General features: G+C 62.7%; 15 protein-coding genes. 7 read left to right on the forward strand and 8 right to left on the reverse strand.

The annotated features are described in order from the left end of the window. From AC5RWO_RS18015 to pknB, 5 genes are read left to right on the forward strand one after another with little or no spacing between them, the layout of a single operon-like run. Complete coding sequence (locus AC5RWO_RS18015) at positions 1-1641, forward strand: PP2C family protein-serine/threonine phosphatase (RefSeq protein WP_498732875.1); 1641 nt, start codon at positions 1-3, stop codon at positions 1639-1641. After that, positions 1634-3070 (forward strand): FtsW/RodA/SpoVE family cell cycle protein, encoded by a 1437-nt coding sequence (locus tag AC5RWO_RS18020; RefSeq protein ID WP_498732876.1) that lies wholly within the window; start codon positions 1634-1636, stop codon positions 3068-3070. The genes AC5RWO_RS18015 and AC5RWO_RS18020 overlap by 8 nt, the downstream gene beginning before the upstream one ends. After that, the gene (locus AC5RWO_RS18025) at positions 3067-4515 is read left to right on the forward strand and encodes a peptidoglycan D,D-transpeptidase FtsI family protein (protein ID WP_498732877.1); all 1449 of its coding nucleotides are present in this window, start codon (positions 3067-3069) and stop codon (positions 4513-4515) included. The genes AC5RWO_RS18020 and AC5RWO_RS18025 overlap by 4 nt, the downstream gene beginning before the upstream one ends. Next, complete coding sequence (locus AC5RWO_RS18030) at positions 4512-6335, forward strand: protein kinase domain-containing protein (RefSeq protein WP_498732878.1); 1824 nt, start codon at positions 4512-4514, stop codon at positions 6333-6335. Before AC5RWO_RS18025 ends, AC5RWO_RS18030 begins: the two co-directional genes overlap by 4 nt. A 27-nt stretch (positions 6336-6362) precedes the next feature. Continuing rightward, positions 6363-8408, forward strand: a complete 2046-nt coding sequence (pknB, locus tag AC5RWO_RS18035; protein ID WP_498732879.1) for a Stk1 family PASTA domain-containing Ser/Thr kinase — start codon at positions 6363-6365, stop codon at positions 8406-8408. 17 nt (positions 8409-8425) lie between these two features. Here pknB and AC5RWO_RS18040 read toward each other — a convergent pair whose 3' ends face one another. Genes AC5RWO_RS18040 through AC5RWO_RS18050 form a run of 3 tightly spaced genes read right to left on the reverse strand, consistent with a single transcriptional unit; the run spans position 8426 to position 10067 of the window. Beyond that, the gene (locus AC5RWO_RS18040; protein WP_498732880.1) at positions 8426-9070 is read right to left on the reverse strand and encodes an aminodeoxychorismate/anthranilate synthase component II; all 645 of its coding nucleotides are present in this window, start codon (positions 9068-9070) and stop codon (positions 8426-8428) included. 2 nt (positions 9071-9072) lie between these two features. Continuing rightward, positions 9073-9237 (reverse strand): hypothetical protein, encoded by a 165-nt coding sequence (locus AC5RWO_RS18045; RefSeq protein ID WP_498732881.1) that lies wholly within the window; start codon positions 9235-9237, stop codon positions 9073-9075. A gap of 2 nt (positions 9238-9239) precedes the next feature. Next, positions 9240-10067: a class E sortase gene (locus tag AC5RWO_RS18050; protein WP_498732882.1), complete on the reverse strand. Its 828-nt coding sequence runs from the start codon at positions 10065-10067 to the stop codon at positions 9240-9242. A gap of 207 nt (positions 10068-10274) precedes the next feature. On the opposite strand from AC5RWO_RS18050, the gene AC5RWO_RS18055 reads away from it, so the two are divergent. Beyond that, positions 10275-10526: a cell division protein CrgA gene (locus AC5RWO_RS18055; RefSeq protein ID WP_074703149.1), complete on the forward strand. Its 252-nt coding sequence runs from the start codon at positions 10275-10277 to the stop codon at positions 10524-10526. A 75-nt stretch (positions 10527-10601) separates the two neighbouring features. On the opposite strand, the gene AC5RWO_RS18060 is transcribed toward AC5RWO_RS18055, so the two are convergent. The 5 genes from AC5RWO_RS18060 to AC5RWO_RS18080 form a co-directional block, all read right to left on the reverse strand. Next, on the reverse strand, positions 10602-11783 hold the full coding sequence (locus tag AC5RWO_RS18060) for an NAD(P)-dependent malic enzyme (RefSeq protein WP_498732883.1): 1182 nt from the start codon (positions 11781-11783) through the stop codon (positions 10602-10604). A 364-nt stretch (positions 11784-12147) separates the two neighbouring features. After that, positions 12148-12777 (reverse strand): alpha/beta fold hydrolase, encoded by a 630-nt coding sequence (locus tag AC5RWO_RS18065; RefSeq protein WP_498732884.1) that lies wholly within the window; start codon positions 12775-12777, stop codon positions 12148-12150. Next, entirely contained in the window at positions 12770-13024 is a 255-nt protein-coding gene (locus AC5RWO_RS18070; protein WP_498732885.1) for an alpha/beta fold hydrolase, read from the reverse strand. Before AC5RWO_RS18070 ends, AC5RWO_RS18065 begins: the two co-directional genes overlap by 8 nt. 906 nt (positions 13025-13930) lie before the next feature. Then, positions 13931-14590 carry a rhomboid family intramembrane serine protease gene (locus AC5RWO_RS18075; protein WP_498732886.1) on the reverse strand — a complete coding sequence of 220 codons (660 nt, stop codon included), beginning with the start codon at positions 14588-14590 and terminating at the stop codon, positions 13931-13933. Between the two features lie 291 nt (positions 14591-14881). Next, positions 14882-15424 carry a peptidylprolyl isomerase gene (locus AC5RWO_RS18080; protein ID WP_498732887.1) on the reverse strand — a complete coding sequence of 181 codons (543 nt, stop codon included), beginning with the start codon at positions 15422-15424 and terminating at the stop codon, positions 14882-14884. Positions 15425-15784: 360 nt separating this feature from the next. Between AC5RWO_RS18080 and AC5RWO_RS18085 the strand changes: the two genes are divergently transcribed. Further along, a complete protein-coding gene (locus AC5RWO_RS18085; protein ID WP_498732888.1) occupies positions 15785-16564 on the forward strand; it encodes a hypothetical protein in 780 nt (259 codons plus the stop codon). Positions 16565-16649 lie beyond the last annotated feature (85 nt).

Genomic DNA, 16649 nt, shown 5'->3' on the forward strand with positions numbered 1-16649 from the left:
ATGGCATTGATCCTGCGCTACGCGGCGCGGTCGGATGTAGGCAAGTCCCGTTCCAAGAATGACGATTCCGCCTACGCCGGGCACCATCTGGCTGTTGTGGCAGATGGCATGGGCGGACACGCGGGCGGCGATGTCGCCTCCGCTTCGACGGTCCTGGACCTGGTCCATCTGGACCGCAGCGACCACGAGGACCCCGCCAACGTCCTCGCCGACGAAATCCAGACCGCCAACTCCATCCTCTCCGAGCTGGTGCAGACCAGCCCCAAGCTGGCCGGCATGGGCACCACGGTCACGGCGCTGCTGCTCCACGATGACCGGCTCGAGTTCGCGCACATCGGGGACTCGCGCGCCTACCGGCTGAAAAACGGCACCTTTGAACAGGTCAGCATCGACCATACCTTCGTCCAGCGGCTGATCGATGAGGGCCGGCTGCGCCCCGAAGAGGCGGAGGTGCACCCGCACCGCAATGTCCTGATGCGGGTTCTCGGCGATGTGGACGCCAGCCCGGAACTGGATTTGGCCTCGCACCCGGCCGAGGCCGGCGAGAAGTGGCTGCTGTCCTCGGACGGCCTCGACGCCGTCGTCCCGGACCACGTTATTGAGGATGCCGTCCGCTATTCGGATTCGCTCCAGGACACGGTGGACAGGCTCGTGGAGCTCACGCTCGAGGGCGGTGCCCCGGACAATGTCACCGTTGTCATGGTCGAAGTAGCGGAAGCGACCGAAGCAGATCTGGCCGCCGCAGCAGTCCGGTTGAATACTCGGCCGGAGCCCGACGACGCCCTGATCGATGATGCTGCTGCCGTTCCCGCCGCCACCGCCTCCGCCGGCCGCCAAAATAACGACGACGGCACGGCCGCAGCCGCGTCGGTCGCCGATGATGCGGCGGACGCCGTAGACCTATCCGGCAATCCGATCGGCGCGGTACGGGCGGACTTGATCCGCCGCGAACTCTCGACCCGGCCGCACGTACTCGTAGGTGCCGCTGCCCTTGCCACGGAGACCGGCCAGATCCCGATCGTCACCCAGCACTCCACCCAGCGCCGCGCTGCCGCGCTGCTCACCCACAAGGCGCCTTCGGCCGAAAGCCCGGCCGACGATGAACCGGAGGAGTCCCTACGGCGCGGCTGGATTGTGCCTGCTTTCCTCGCCGTGATGTCCATACTCCTGGTGGCAGTGCTGTGGTTCGGCTACCTCTGGACCCAGACCCAGTATTTCGTCAGCCAGTATGAGGGCCGGGTCGCGATCTATAATGGGGTCTCGCAGAACATCGGTCCCATCGAGTTGTCCCATCTGGACACCGCCTACAACATCCGGCTGGAGAGTCTGCCCGTGTACCAGCAGCAGCGGCTGAACTCCAGCATTCCGGCACGGGATCTGGAACATGCCGAAGAAATCGTGGAAAGCCTGCGGGTCACCAGCCGCCGGAACTGTCCTGATCCCGCGCCCACACCAACGCCTTCGCCGGGCGGCGAGAGGTCGACCTCCTCGCCCACTGAGTCCGCGTCCCCGACGGCGTCCCCGTCGCCGGAGGCAGCGGAGTCGACGGCCAGGCCAACCGCTTCCGCCGCCGGCGGGACCTCTACACCCCAGCCGACGCCGACCATTCCGCCCGAATGCCTAGGTGGTCCCGTTGAGTGACATCACGACCGTCGCCAAGCCCCGCCGCAACGTTGAGTTGCTGCTGCTGATCCTTGCCCTCGCCGTCGGCGTAGGCGCGAACTTCCTCGTCGGACTGGACCAGGACCAGGCCCTTGACTCGGATTTCTTCGTCCAGGGGTCCACGCTCATCTTCCTAGTCTTCGCCGTGCATATAGTGCTGCGCATCCGGGCGAAATATGCCGATCCGATCATACTTCCCGTCGTGACCGCGATGAACGGCCTCGGTCTGGCCATGATCCACCGGATCGATATCGCAACCGGAGATCAGGCCGCCAACCGCCAGTTGCTGTGGACGGGCATGGCCATCGGTGTACTCATCGCTGTGATCTGGCTGCTCCGCGACCACCGCGTCCTGCGCCGCTTTACCTACATTTCGCTCATCGTCAGCGCCGTCCTGCTGATGCTTCCGCTCCTGCCCGGCATCGGCATGGAGCTGAACGGCGCGCGGATCTGGATCAACCTCGGGTTCGCCACCTTTCAGCCAGGTGAAATTGCGAAGATCACCCTGGCTATATTCTTCGCCGGGTATCTATCCACCAACCGGGATCTGATTCTGCTGGCGGGCAAGAAGCTGGGCCCCCTGCAGCTGCCGCGCTGGAAAGACATGGGCCCCATGCTGGTCGCCTGGCTGGTCAGCATCGGCGTTTTGATTTTCCAGCGGGATCTCGGCTCCTCCATCCTTTTCTTCGGACTGTTCATGGCGATGATCTACATTGCCACCAGCCGCGTCAGCTGGATCCTGATCGGCCTGGTCATGATCGCGTTCGGCGGATTTGTCGCCTTCAAGCTCTTCCCGCATGTGACCGCCCGGATCGACGGCTGGCTCAACGCATTTGACCCGGAGGTCTACAACCGCATCGGCGGCAGCCACCAAATTGTCCAAGGCCTGTTCGGTCTGGCCAGCGGCGGTTTGACCGGAACCGGATTAGGCCAGGGACGGCCGGACCTCGTTACCTTCGCCAACAGCGACATGATCATTGCCGCGATGGGTGAAGAGCTCGGCCTCATCGGTTTGTCGGCCATTGTCATGCTTTACGTGTTGCTAGTCAGCCGCGGTATCCGCGCCGCCCTCGGCACCCGTGATTCCTTCGGCAAACTGCTCGCTACAGGCTTGTCCTTCACATTGGCGCTGCAGTGCTTTGTCGTCATCGGCGGCGTGACCCGCTTGATCCCGCTGACCGGCTTGACCACACCCTTTATGGCGGCCGGCGGCTCATCCCTGCTCGCCAACTGGTTGATCATCGCGCTGCTGCTGCTGATTTCCGACGCCGCCCGACGGCCCGCCATGACCGGTCCGATCAGCAGCGGCCGGCCGCCGCAAGGGGGACTCGCGCGCATCAAAGCCTTGGGCAGCAAGCCCGCCAAGAAGCAGGATCCGCACCGCACCGTGGAGGTGAAGAAGCCATGAACCAGGCCATCAGAAATACGTGGGTAGTCGCGATAGCCATGTTCGCGTTGCTCTTCGGCTCCCTGACCGTGGTGCAGTTCTTTGAGGCCGACGACCTCAATGCCAATGACTGGAACAGCCGCACGCTGTACAAGAACTTCGATAAGAACCGCGGCGCCATTCTGGTCGGCGGAGATCCCATTGTGGAGTCGGTTCCGTCAGACGACGAGTTCGAGTACCAGCGCGTCTACAACGAGCCCGAGCTCTATGCACCCATCACCGGGTTCTATTCGCTGGTCTACAGCGCCACGCAAATGGAAGCAGCCATGAACGAGGAGCTGTCGGGCAACAGCAACGACTTCTTCTATGACCGCATTCTGCAACTGTTCTCCGGGTCCCAGGTAGAAGGTGCTTCGGTGGAACTGACGCTGGATCCGGAGCTTCAGCAGATGGCCTTCGACATGATCCCCGACGGAATGAAGGGTTCGATCGTGGTGATGGAACCGGATACGGGAAACATCCTGGCCATGGCCTCCAAGCCCAGTTTCGACCCCAACCTACTGGCGGGACATAACACCGACGAAGTCACGTCGAACATGGCCGAGTTGGAGGAAGTGGCCGGTCTCTCGCCGTTCACCAATCCGGCCACCCAGAGCCTCCTGGCACCGGGCTCGGTCTTCAAACTGGTCGACACCGCAGCCGCCCTCGAGTCCGGCGAATACGACGCGGACAGCGAACTGGACAACCCGGCCGAACTGCCCCTGCCCGGGACCAATATCTCCCTGCCGAACTTTGTCAACGGCGGCTGTGCGGCCCGCACCACCGTTGATTTCTCCTTCGCTCTGGAACAGTCCTGCAACACGCCGTTCGCACAGATCGCCATGGACCTCGGCGAGGAGGCGATTGCCGAGCAGGCTCAGAAGTTCGGCTTCGGCGAAGCCTACAAGATTCCGATTCCCGTCACCGCCAGCCAGTTCCCCACCGGCATGAGCGATGATCTGCTGGCCCAGGCCGCGATCGGCCAGTACGACGTCCGCGTGACTCCGCTCCAGGTCGCTATGGTGAGCGCTGCCATTGCCAATGACGGCGTCCTGATGAAGCCGAATCTTGTGCGCACAGTCCGTGCTCCCGATCTGCGGGTGCTTGACAGCCCGGAACCCGAGGAACTGCAGCGTTCCCTGTCCGCGGAGAACGCTGAGCTCATCCAGCAGTGGATGGTCAACGCCGTGGACCGTGGCATTGCCAACGGAGCCGCCATTCCCGGCGTCGAGGTTGCCGGTAAAACCGGAACCGCCGAGCTGATGGCCGGCAGCGAGGGCAATAACTCCTGGTTCACCGGGTTCGCTCCCGCCGATGACCCGGAAGCAGTAGTCAGCATCGTCATTGAAGACGTGAACCTGGCCACCGGTTCCCAACTGACTAGTCCGAACGCTCAGAAACTCCTAGAGGCGGTGTTAAATAAGTGAGGCCTACATCGGGTATCACCTTAGGCGGCAGATACCAGCTCACCGAACGTATCGCCATTGGCGGCATGGGTGAAGTCTGGAAGGCACAGGACAAGGTCCTTGGCCGCATTGTCGCCGTCAAAATCCTCAAAGAGGAGTACACCGGTGACCCGGGCTTCCTGAACCGCTTCCGGGCCGAAGCACGCCACACAGCACTGTTGAACCATGTGGGCATCGCCAACGTGTTCGATTACGGCGAAGAGGAGGGCTCCGCGTATCTGGTCATGGAGCTGGTTCCCGGCCAGCCGCTGTCCACGATCATCGAGCGCGAACGCGTGCTCTCGCCGGACCGTACCCTGTCACTGATCGCGCAGACCGCACGTGCCCTCGCCGTCGCACACGCCCAGGGCCTCGTGCACCGCGACATCAAGCCCGGAAACCTGCTGATCACACCGGACCGCCGGGTCAAGATCACCGACTTCGGCATCGCCCGGCTCGCCGACCAGGTTCCGCTGACAGCTACCGGCCAGGTCATGGGTACGGCACAGTATCTCGCTCCGGAACAGGCCACCGGCCAGACCGCCACCGGCCAGAGCGACATTTATTCGCTGGGCGTGATCGGCTACGAATGCCTCTCCGGCTCGCGCCCGTTCTCCGGGGAGTCCCAGATTGCCATTGCCCTGGCCCAGGTCAATGACACGCCGCCGCCGCTGCAGGAAAACCTGCCGCGCCCCATCCGCGCGCTGCTGATGTCCATGCTGGCCAAGGATCCCGCCGACCGTCCCGCCACGGCCGAAAAACTTGCCGAGGCAGCCGAGGCCATCCGCGCCGGCAATATCCGCGCGGCCGAGGCCGCCGTTCCCGGCATGCTCCTTTTCGACGGCGGCGACGCGGCAACCAGCGCCGTTACCGCCCCGGTCCCTTCCGCAGGCACGGCTCCTACCCGGGCCGTTGATGCCGGTACTTCCCAGCTTCCTGCCGTCGGCGGTGCTGCCGTCGGCGGTGCTGCCGCCGGCGGTGCTGCCGCCGGCGCTGCTGCAGGGGCTGCCGCGGCTGGCGGCGTGGGCGCCGAGCGTGCCTGGACCGAAACTGATATTGACGACGACGGCGGAGTGCCGCCACAGGAGACGCGTAAGCGACGCAGTCCCTGGACCTGGCCGCTGATCGGATTGATCGCGCTGATCCTCTTCGCAGTCCTCGGTGCCTGGCTGGTCCCCATGCTTACCGCAACGAATGACGAGTCCACGCCGCCTCCGGCCGCGACGTCGTCGACAACCAGCCGGTCGGCTACTGCCACCACTACGGAAGCCACCGAGACCGCACCCGCCCAGACCCCAGACGCACCGACCACCACGCAGGCACCCTCGACGCCGGATACCGTCCAGCTCGTAGCGTCGAGTTTCCAGGGCCGCCCCTTCGACGAGGTCCGTGCGCAACTCGAGAACGACGGCTTCGGCGTCGTCGGCGATCCGGTGCAAAGCGACGTCCAGGAGGGCCTGGTGACCGATATCAGCCCGTCCGGCTCGGTGGAACCAGGTGCGACCATCACGGTGAGTTATTCCGAGGGTCCCGGCACCGTCGATATTCCGGGCGGCCTCTCAGGCCAGCCGGAGCAGCAGGTGCGCGAGTCCCTCCTGCAGCTCGGCCTGAATCCGCAGAACGGAGGCGAGGAGCCGAACGACGCTCCCGCAGGCACCGTGATCAGCATGGACCCGCCGCCGGGCACTGCCGTCCCGGAGGGCTCCACCGTCACCTACATCGTCTCTTCCGGTCCCGAACAAACCCAGGAGCCGGAAGAAACGCTCACCCTGCCGACAACCGTCCCGGACGGGGAGGGGTAAGCGTTGTGAACAGTTGCGGACTGGAACATGGAAGGTAAGTACCCAGTGGAAGCGCCCCTGGTCCTGAACGGACGTTACGAGGTAGGTGAGCTCATTGGCCGTGGCGGCATGGCCGATGTGCACCTCGGTCGTGACGTTCGTCTGGGACGCACTGTGGCGATCAAACAGTTGCGCCCTGATCTGGCCCGCGACCCCTCGTTCCAGTCGCGTTTCCGCCGGGAAGCGCAGGCCGTCGCCGGGCTGAACCATCCGGCTATCGTCGCCGTCTACGACACGGGCGAGCAGGAGCTCCCCGGCTCGGCCGCCCATGATGTCAAAGCACCCTTCATCGTCATGGAGTACGTCCGCGGCCGCACCCTCCGGGACCTGATCCGGTCCGGCGAACTGACAATCGAAAAGTCGATCGATTATGCCCTGGGCGTGCTGGCAGCTCTGCAGTACAGCCACCGCTCCGGCATAGTGCACCGGGATATCAAACCCGCGAACGTCATGGTGACACCAGACGACCATGTGAAGGTCATGGACTTCGGCATCGCCCGTGCCCTCGCGGATTCCGCTGCGACGATGACGCAGACCCAGGCCGTCCTCGGTACCGCCCAGTACCTCTCGCCGGAGCAGGCACGCGGCGAAACGGTAGACGCCCGCAGCGATCTGTATTCTGCCGCCTGCCTGTTGTATGAAATGCTGGCCAGCCGACCTCCGTTCATCGGGGACAGCCCGGTTTCCGTGGCCTACCAGCATGTCAGGGAACTCCCGGAACCGCCCAGCAGCTTCAACCGGGACGTCACTCCCGCCTTGGATTCAGTGTTGGCACGCGCACTGCAGAAAGACAAAACAGACCGTTTCCAGGACGCAGCCTCCTTCAGCGCGGCCCTCCAGAGCGCCCAAGAAGGCATCATGGTCGCTGCCGACGAGGCCCAGACCGAAGCGATGCCCGCGCAGAGCGCTCCGACTGCTGCCTTCACCGCCGCTCCTTTCCCCGTACCGGTAGGGACACCGGGCAGTAACGGCCCCAGCACGCCCGAAGCCGGCGAATCTCCCGACGAGCAATACGACACCGATGGGCTGGACCAAACCGGCCCCATCAATGCATCGCCCCACACGGCCGCCATCCCGATGGCGCTGCAGGTCGGCAACGAATCCGAAGAAGTCGATACGAGCCGCCGTACCCGGCGACGCGCTTGGACAACGGTGCTGGTGATCGCACTGGTGCTCCTGCTTGCTGGCGGTGGTTTTTACCTCTTCAACTACCTGCGCAACGCTGAGCCTGACATGGTCCCTGTACCTCCGGTGGCCGGCATGGAGCAGACGGAGGCTTCCAACACCATCTTCAACCACGGCTTGGTACCGCAGATCGAGCCCAGGTTCAGCGATGAAGTGCCTGAAGGCGAAGTTATCAGCACTGACCCCGAGGGCGGCACGGCGGCCCTGCCGGACAGCGAGGTCATCGTCTACGTCTCGCAGGGTAAGGAGTTCGTCACTATCCCGGAGGACTTCAGCGGCCGCACGGAAGGGGAAGTGCGGGACAAGCTTCGCCAGCTCGGTCTGGTACCGGGGGAGAACGTCTCGGCCAACAGTGCCGTAATTCCGAGCGGGAATGTCATCGCTACGGATCCCAAGGCCGGCGAAAAGGTCCGCACCGATTCCACGGTGGACCTGGTGATTTCGAATGGCCTGGTGACCGTCCCGGCACTCCTCGACAAGACGGAGGAAGAGGCCATCAGCCTGCTCCAGGATGACCCCGCCGTCGCGCTGCCCTACCGGGTGGAGCAGGTGGAAAACGAGGTTGTCGAACCCGGCACCGTGACCGCTCAGAGCCACGCTGCCGGCAGCAACGTCCCCCAGGGCACCGAGATCGTCATTACGGTCGCAGTCGCGCCGGAGCCGGCTCCCGAGCCGACGGAACCAGAGCCCACGGACCCGCCGACGGATTCGGATGACAACAACGGCAACAGTAACGGCGATGACCGCGGCCGGGGAAATAACGACGGCGGCCGGGACGACAGCGGCAACGATGCCCGCGACGACAGCAACAGCCGCGCTGAGGACGGCTCGGACCTTCCGTTCCTCTAGGAGGCAGCCGGGTAACGCTACTTGGTGATCAGCGGGCTCAGGGTCGCTGCGCGCTGCGCTGCGCCTTCCATGCCCAGCGATTCCAGCCAGTTGCCCAGCATGAGGTAGCCGCCCTCGGTTAGAACGGACTCCGGGTGGAACTGGACGCCCCACAGCGGGGCTTCGCGGTGCGCCAGGCCCATGATGACCCCGCCCTCGGTTTCGGCGGTGATCTCGAGCTGCGCGGGAATGGTTTCCCGGACCGCAGCCAGCGAGTGGTAGCGCGTGGCGGTGAAAGGGCTAGGGACGCCTGCAAAGACGTTCTGGCCGCGGTGCAGTACCTGGGACGTCTTGCCGTGCATCAGCTCCGCTGCATGGGTCACCACGCCGCCGTAGGCCTCGGCCAGCGCCTGATGGCCCAGGCAGACGCCGAGCATCGGTTTGCTGTTCTCGCCGCACCAGCGGATCAGCTCCACGCAAACTCCCGCCTCGGCAGGGTTGCCGGGCCCGGGGGAGACCAGCACACCGTCCCGTGCTCCGGCCAGCTCGATTGCTTCGGCCAGTGTCACGTCGTCGTTCCTGACAACGGTCGTCTCGGCTCCAAGCTGCTGCAGGTAGCCCACGAGGGTGTAGACAAAGCTGTCGTAGTTATCGACAACCAGGATACGGGGAATGGTGGTCATGATTATTCGATCGTGCCAATCGTGGAATCGGTGAGCGGGTTGAATTGCGAAAGCCAGGGGAAGACAAACTGCAAAAGCAGCAGGACCGCCCCGGCGATCAACAGGATGGATACAATGATCCGCATCCAGAGCGGCCCGGGCAAATGGCGGAAAATCCAGCCGTACATACTCAGCTCCCGCTTCCTGCCGGAGCGGCGGCGTACTCGGCCACGCGCTCGGCGATCTCAGCCGGCGGTCCATCCGACATAGGCTGCCAGCTCTCCATCACGGCGTAGGCAATGATGCGTTCCGTGGCACCGAACCGTGGGTTACACGCGGTCATAGTCAGATACCGTTCCGTCGGTTCGGCCTCGGGCTTGGTGGGTACCGGAGCAATGACGTCCACGCGGTCCGGCATCACAATATGGTTGTTGCGGAAGGTGTACGTGTAGTAGCCGTCCTTGGTCTGCACATAGATCTTGTCGCCGGGGACCAGGGTATGGATCAGGTCCAGTACCTGCCCGTGGGTCTGCCGGTGTCCGGCAACCGCGAAGTTCCCCACCTCGCCCGGCATCTGGGTACCCGGGTAATGGCCAAGGCCCAGCGAGTCCAGCACATCAACCCCGACGCCGCTGGTTACCGGCCGGGCATGGTCCTCGCCGAAGCGCGGCACATAGACGACGGCGAACGTCTCGCCGTATTCGGGCTTGTCCAGCACCGGCGGCTCGGCGTCGTCGTTGTTTTCTTCCGCGCTATTCGCTTCCGGACTGGCAGACGGGGCAGCAGTGGCCGGCAGCTCGAATTCCTCGAAGAGCGAGGTGAGGGCCTCTTCCTGCTTCTGGTTGGACTCAATATTGGTCCACCATAATTCCCAGCCGACAAAGAGCAGAGCCACCAGACCCAAGGTGATCAGCAGCTCGCCGATCACTTGGACGACAACCTGCACCGGTGACCTGCGCCCGCTGGCCTTTCGCCGTCGCCGGCGGCCCGGCACAGCAGAATCCACAGCGTCCGCCACGGCACCTCCAGGTTGGTGTTGCGGCCGCGCACTCCCGGCAGGAGCGGCGTGGTCACAACCGCAGAACAGTATTAGTAGACTAAACAGCTAGAACATGCTGATTAAAGGTCTCTCAAGCAGAATACCTTCTATAGTCGGCAGAGAATGTCCGCTACTGATGACAACCGCCGGTTTCCGCTGATGCTCCAGGCCGGTGAAGGAGGACCCATGCCAGAGTCGAAGCCCCGCAAAAGAAGCGAACGCAGGCCGCAGACGACGGCGGCGCCCGAGTACAAGCCGAACCCGGTGTGGTTCAAGCCGGTGATGTTCGGCCTGATGATCATCGGCTTGCTGTGGATCATCGTTTTCTACATCACCGAGGCGCAGTGGCCGATCGCCGCGGCCGGCTCGTGGAACATCATGATCGGTTTCGGCATCGCCATCGCAGGCTTCCTGATGACCACCAAGTGGCGTTCGTAAAACCTTTCCAGACCGCGAGTTAAAAGCAGCGGCCGCCGGAGATAATTTCCGGCGGCCGCTGCTTTTTGAGTTTTGTTACGCCTTGCTCGCCTCGGCGACGGCGCTCACCGCCGCCGTGACCGCGGGGGCTACCCGCGGATCCAGCGGGCTGGGGACGATGTAGTCGGCGCTGAGGTCGCTGGCAGCGATGTCGGCGATGGCCTGGGCGGCGGCTACCTTCATTTCCGGGGTGATCTTCTTCGCACCGGAATCGAGGGCCCCGCGGAAGATACCGGGGAAGGCCAGCACGTTGTTGATCTGGTTCGGGAAGTCGCTGCGCCCGGTGGCCACGACCTTGGCGTACCGGCGGGCGATCTCGGGATGCACCTCCGGGTCCGGGTTGGACAGTGCGAAGACGATGGCGTCCTCGGACATCCCGGCGAGGTGCTCTTCGGGAATCGTTCCGGCCGAAACTCCGACGAACACGTCGGCGCCTTCGAGCGCTTCCGCGCTACCGCCGGTGGTCCCGCGCGGATTGGTGCGCTCGGCGTAGGTGGCCTTGATCCCGGACAGGTCCTGGCGGCCCGAATGGATGATGCCCTTGGAATCGAGGATGGTCACATCCGGGATACCGGCGGTCATCAGGATCTCGGCCACGGCGATGCCTGCCGCGCCGGCTCCGGAAACGACAACCTTCAGGGACGAGAGCTCGCGCTGGACGACCTTGGCGGCGTTGGTCAGGGCCGCCAGAACAACGACGGCGGTGCCGTGCTGGTCGTCATGCATCACCGGCATGTCCAAGGCTTCGATGAGGCGTTCTTCGATCTCGAAGCAGCGGGGTGCGGAAATGTCCTCGAGGTTGACGGCGCCGAAGCTCGAACGCAGCCGGACCACGGTTTCAACGATCTCGTCAACATCGGTGGATTCGATGACCAGCGGAATGGAATTTAGGCCGGCGAACTTCTGGAACAGTGCCGCCTTGCCTTCCATCACCGGCAGGGACGCGCTGGCACCGATGTCGCCGAGCCCGAGGACGGCCGTGCCGTCGCTGACGACTGCGACCAGACGGGAAGCCCAGGTGTACTTTTGGGCCAGTTCCGGCTCGGCGTGGATGGCACGGCTGACCTGGGCCACACCCGGGGTGTAGGCGATGGAGAGATCGCGCTTGTCGTTGAGCGGTGCGGTCAGTCCGACCGAGAGCTTGCCGCCCTCATGGGCAGCGAAAATCTCTTCGGTTGTCAGCTCGATTGGCGTCGAGTTCACGGTTTCAGCAGTCACTTGTATGTCCTTTTCTGAGCATCCGGCGGTCCGGAAGAACGCATGGTGGTCGGGCATCACAGCACATGCATACAGGAGGCGGATCCTCTACCGGCGGGCCGTCGGGCTGTGCGCGGCGACGCCGGTGGCGGTATTACACGGCAAATCTTGCTCAACGTCGCCTGGCCTGTCGGCGACCGTCTTAGTTTCGGCTGGTCGAGCCGACACTGGTTTCATTACGTTACCGGATGGCGCACCACAGCAGCGGGCATGTTTCCCAAAAATTTCTCAATATTTCGCAATTTGTGGCCCAGCCGCTAGTGTTTCGCCATTCCGGCCGGCGTGCCGGCAACTGTGACTTCCGTTCCTGCCCGCCTCTACCGGCTCACAAATCATCGAGAAATCTCCCGGCCAGGCCGGCAAAATATTGCCGTTGGTCGAGTGTGGCCAAACGCCGGGCATCCGGGACGGTTTCCAGTCTTCCTCCGGATGGCGCAGCGGCAGCCTGTATTTCTCCAGCGCCCATCAGTTCATCCTTCTGGCCGAGTAACCACAGCGTTGGAACGTCCAGATCCCCCAAGCGGGGTAGGAAATCAAGACGCATCCTGAATGGCCCATAGGCGCCGAGCTGCCAGTCGTCGAGGACTCTCTCCCTGTGCCTGTACTTTGCGTCGGCTTCCGCGGTTGCCAGGCGGAGAATGGTGTCAAAGCCAGGGGTGTCGGCGCCCGCCGTGCGGGAGGCGGCAAGCGATTTTCTAACGGCCCTAGGCGTACGGGCAAAATATCCAGCGGCTGTGGTTGGCACAAAGGACAGATTGATTACCAGCCACACGCGAAGCTGCGTGCGGCGCCGTGACGCGATGCCGCCCGCAGCCGCCAGAACAAGGCGCGTCACAGGGCATGGATTATTTAGTGCGTAGCCGATCGAGACTCCCGCTCCCTTCGAAGTCCCCACGATGGCAATCCGTTGCAGCCCCAGGTAGTCAAGCAATTCGGCAATGACCTGCTCACTCACACAGCTCCTCAGTGATCGGCTGCTGCCATGATCGGCTACCGCCGTGCTTCGGCAGGTCAATGTCATAAATGCGGTGTTCTTTAGCCAGTTCCGGAGCGACAAAGCGCCAGGACAACTCGGCACTGTCCAGCATCGCGCGGTGCGGCAGCAGTACCGGAGGCGACCACGGCTTACCGCTGGCGTGGAGCTGTACCGGTCCGCCCGCGAGTGTGAGGGCCGTCGAGTCAGCAAATGCACTGCCTGTCATTCGGTGAGTCTCGCACGAGGGTGAGGCTTGATTGCTTGTGGCTCGCGTTCGAAAAGTACCAAAATTTGTAGTTTGCACAAGTTGTGCACGGAGTTATCCACAGGAGTGCATAACTTTGGGGGAAACTTTGCTTTGGTACCTCCATAGTTGGTGCCGTTCCGCCACTGCGAACCCGCGACTTCCTCTTAATCACAGGGGTGTAAGTTATCCACTCTGTGCATAACTCCTGTGGATAACCACTGTGAAGATGTGAAAATGGCTATGCGATGGATCTGCGAGTGGCTAAATGCGGTTCGCTCGCGGGGCACCTTATTGGCCTTTCAGCAAGGCCTACGCTCCGCGGGCCTGTGGGTGACGGCGGCGGGCCCTAGTTGAGTCCAGAACAGCAGAAGCGCGGGGTAATGAACCTGCGTCGTTCTACCGACACTGCGCAATTGTGCGGCTCTAACCGCTTGAGGGGACGGAACGGCATTCTCTAGCGAGCGGACCTACGGCTCATGTTGGGGCGCGAAAAGTTATCCACAGTTCCCACACTCCGGTGGGGATACCCATTCGATAATATGTTCTACTGTTGGTTTGTGCCCCCAGACGAGTTATCCACAGAGGTTATGCACAACGGGGATAACTTACACACATGTAATTCCACACCTGTGGAAACTGCTACGACAGGGATCGCAGAATTTAAGCGGACTCAAGCGAGGAAGTTATGCACTCCTGTGGAAAACTCTGTGCACAACTGTGAACAACTTGGTCGGCGCTCTGAAGGAAGATCTGCTGCCCGGCTCGGCCCAGCTCGCCGGGATATTTCCACAGGTCCGAGCACGGCTATAAAAGCCGCAAACGCGGTTAAACGTGAAGGGCCGGCACCGCCGCGGTTGCAGCAGTACCGGCCCCGGGGCCTATAGATTATTGGGGCAACGTGACCAGTGATGACCCGATCCACGTCAGGACGACCAGCAATACCGCAATGCCAGCAAGACCCGCCCATTGCAACCGCTGCTGGCTCCCGCCTCGAGGAACGAAGGCAATGGCGGCAGCAGCCAGCGCACCGGTAACCATGCCGCCGATGTGTGCCTGCCACGAGATGCCAGGGAAGAAGCTGATGGCAATATTGATGCCGATCAGCACCAGAATGCCGCGGACGTCCTGTTTGCGCTGCAGCTGCACGATCAACAGGGTTGTGAAAAGACCGAAGACGCCGCCGGAGGCGCCTACGACGCCTTGGTTTATTTCGCCGAGCAGGAGCACAGCGACCGATCCGCCCCAGATCGATAGAAGATACAGCGCCACGAACTTCAGACGTCCCAGCAACGGTTCGAGGTGTTGGCCGAAGATCCAGAGCGCATACATGTTAAACGCGATATGCAGAAGGAGACCCGTTGAATGCAGGAAGCCTGCAGTGATCATTCGCCACGGTTCGAAGGGCAGTCCAGGGATCTGGGCGGTGTAAAGCGGAGCATAAACAAGATTCGCCTGAATAACGCCGGGCAACACCCACTGCAGAATATAGATCGCAACACAAAGCCCGATGATGGTTAGCGTTACCACCGGCTTACCGGTTGTCACCGCTCCTCCATAAAGCGTGCGCTGGGTCGGGAGGTTACGACCCTGTTCCCTGACACAGTCCACACACTGGATGCCGACCGCAGCCGTCCGCTGGCACTCGGGGCAAGTCGGTCGCCCGCAGCGCTGGCACCGGACATAGGAGATCCGGTCCGGATGGCGCGGACAGACGGGAACTTCGGATTGCGGCTGTTGCGCCGGCATCCCATAGGACATGAGGGGCGTCTCCTGGAGGAAAGCTGGTTAAGAAAAACGTCCCCGCCCGGACTCGGCCGGACGGGGATGATTGGGGTCTTAGAGCTGTTCGACCGTGATGTTGTTGATGACAACGTCTTCCAGCGGCTTGTCCCGCATGTCCGTAGCCACAGTGTTTAGTTTGTCCACAACCGCGCGCGAGGATTCATCGGTCACGTCGCCGAAGATGGTGTGCTTGCCTTGCAGCCAAGTGGTGGGGGTCGTCGTAATGAAGAACTGCGAGCCGTTCGTGCCGCGGCCACCCTGGAGGCCGGCATTGGCCATCGCCAGCTTGTAGGGCTCGGTGAAGTCCAGATCGGGGTTGATCTCGTCGTCGAACTGGTAGCCCGGGCCGCCTACACCCTGTCCGAGCGGATCTCCGCCCTGCAGCATGAAGTCCTTAATAATGCGGTGGAAGATGACGCCGTCGTAAAGGGGAGCGTTCGTTTCTTCGCCGGTCGCCGGGTGCTTCCAGGTGATGTCGCCCGTGGCGAGACCGATGAAATTCTTGACCGTCTTCGGGGCATGGTTGCCGAAGAGGTTGACCACGATGTCGCCGTGGTTGGTGTGAATGGTTGCTTTAGCTGTAGGAATAGCAGTCATAGAGCCATTCTTCCACGCGACCGCAAGGAAATTGCCAGCTGCGCCCGGTTCCGCGTTCAGTGAAAATCCCTGTTATTCAGGGACCGGCATAGCACCTTGTCGCAGGCACGAAGTAGTCTGAGTGTGGACCGTCACCATCTCCGGGAGGTAGTAGTGAAGAAAACCGAACGTTTAGCCCGTGATCTAGAGGGCACCGTCACCGTCGGTGTGGAAAGTGCCCGTGATTGGGCCACTCCTCGGGTAGAGGCTGCGTTGAACTGGGCGGTGCCACGTATCGAAAAGGGCATCGGAACAGCTTCTCCCAGAATCCAGGAGGGCATTCAGCGCGCCGCTCATGACCTGTCACAGGGGGTCTCAACAGTGACTCCCAAGATTCAGGCAGAGCTGGACAGAATTGCGCCGAAGATCGCCCAGATTGTCGATGAGGCTACTCCACGCATCCAGGGGACCCTGGACAAGGCAACCCCCACCATCACCCATGCACGTGACAAGGTCGTCGGCGAGTACATTCCGACTTTGTCCCAGCGGGTCGGCAGTGCGGGGGAGAACCTTTCGCGATCCCTCGACAAGTCCGCTGCGGTACAGGTCGTGGGGTCGAAGAGAATGATCCGCAAGGCCCAGAAGGCGGCTGCTGCATCCGCCAAGGAAGCTGCGAAGGAACTGAAGAAGCAGCAGAAGTCAGGCAAGGGCAAGGGCTGGCTCATTGCCGGCGTTATCGGTGCGGCTGCGGCTGCCGGTGTCGCCGCATGGCGGGCCTCCCGGCCGGTTGAAGATCCTTGGAAGACTCCGGTCACTCCGACCCCAACTCCGGTTCCCAACACTTCGGCCGCTCCCACTGCATCAACAGCCGAAGCGGCAGACACAGGAAAGCAAGCTGCCGCGGCCGCTTCTGCAACGTTGGCTGATAAAAATGCCGACGCCGCAGCAAGCGCTTCCGGTACCGCTAAGCACGCTGCCACAGCGGCAAAGGCAGACACGGACAAAGCCGCCGAAGCTGCCAAGGATTCAGTGGATCAGTCCGCCGAGGCCGCCAAGAACGCTGCCGATGCCTCGGCAGCCAAGACGACCTCCGCCGCGGAGGGCGCAGCACGGGTCGCCAATTCGGCAGCCCAGGATGCGGCTAAGGATAGCAACAAATAACGCATCTTCCACAGATGGTGAATGAGGTCCCTGCTCCGGCGGGGACCTCATTTTTTACTCCGGATAAATCCGCATTGATGCTGAT

The organism is Arthrobacter sp. B055-34 (assembly GCF_059090425.1).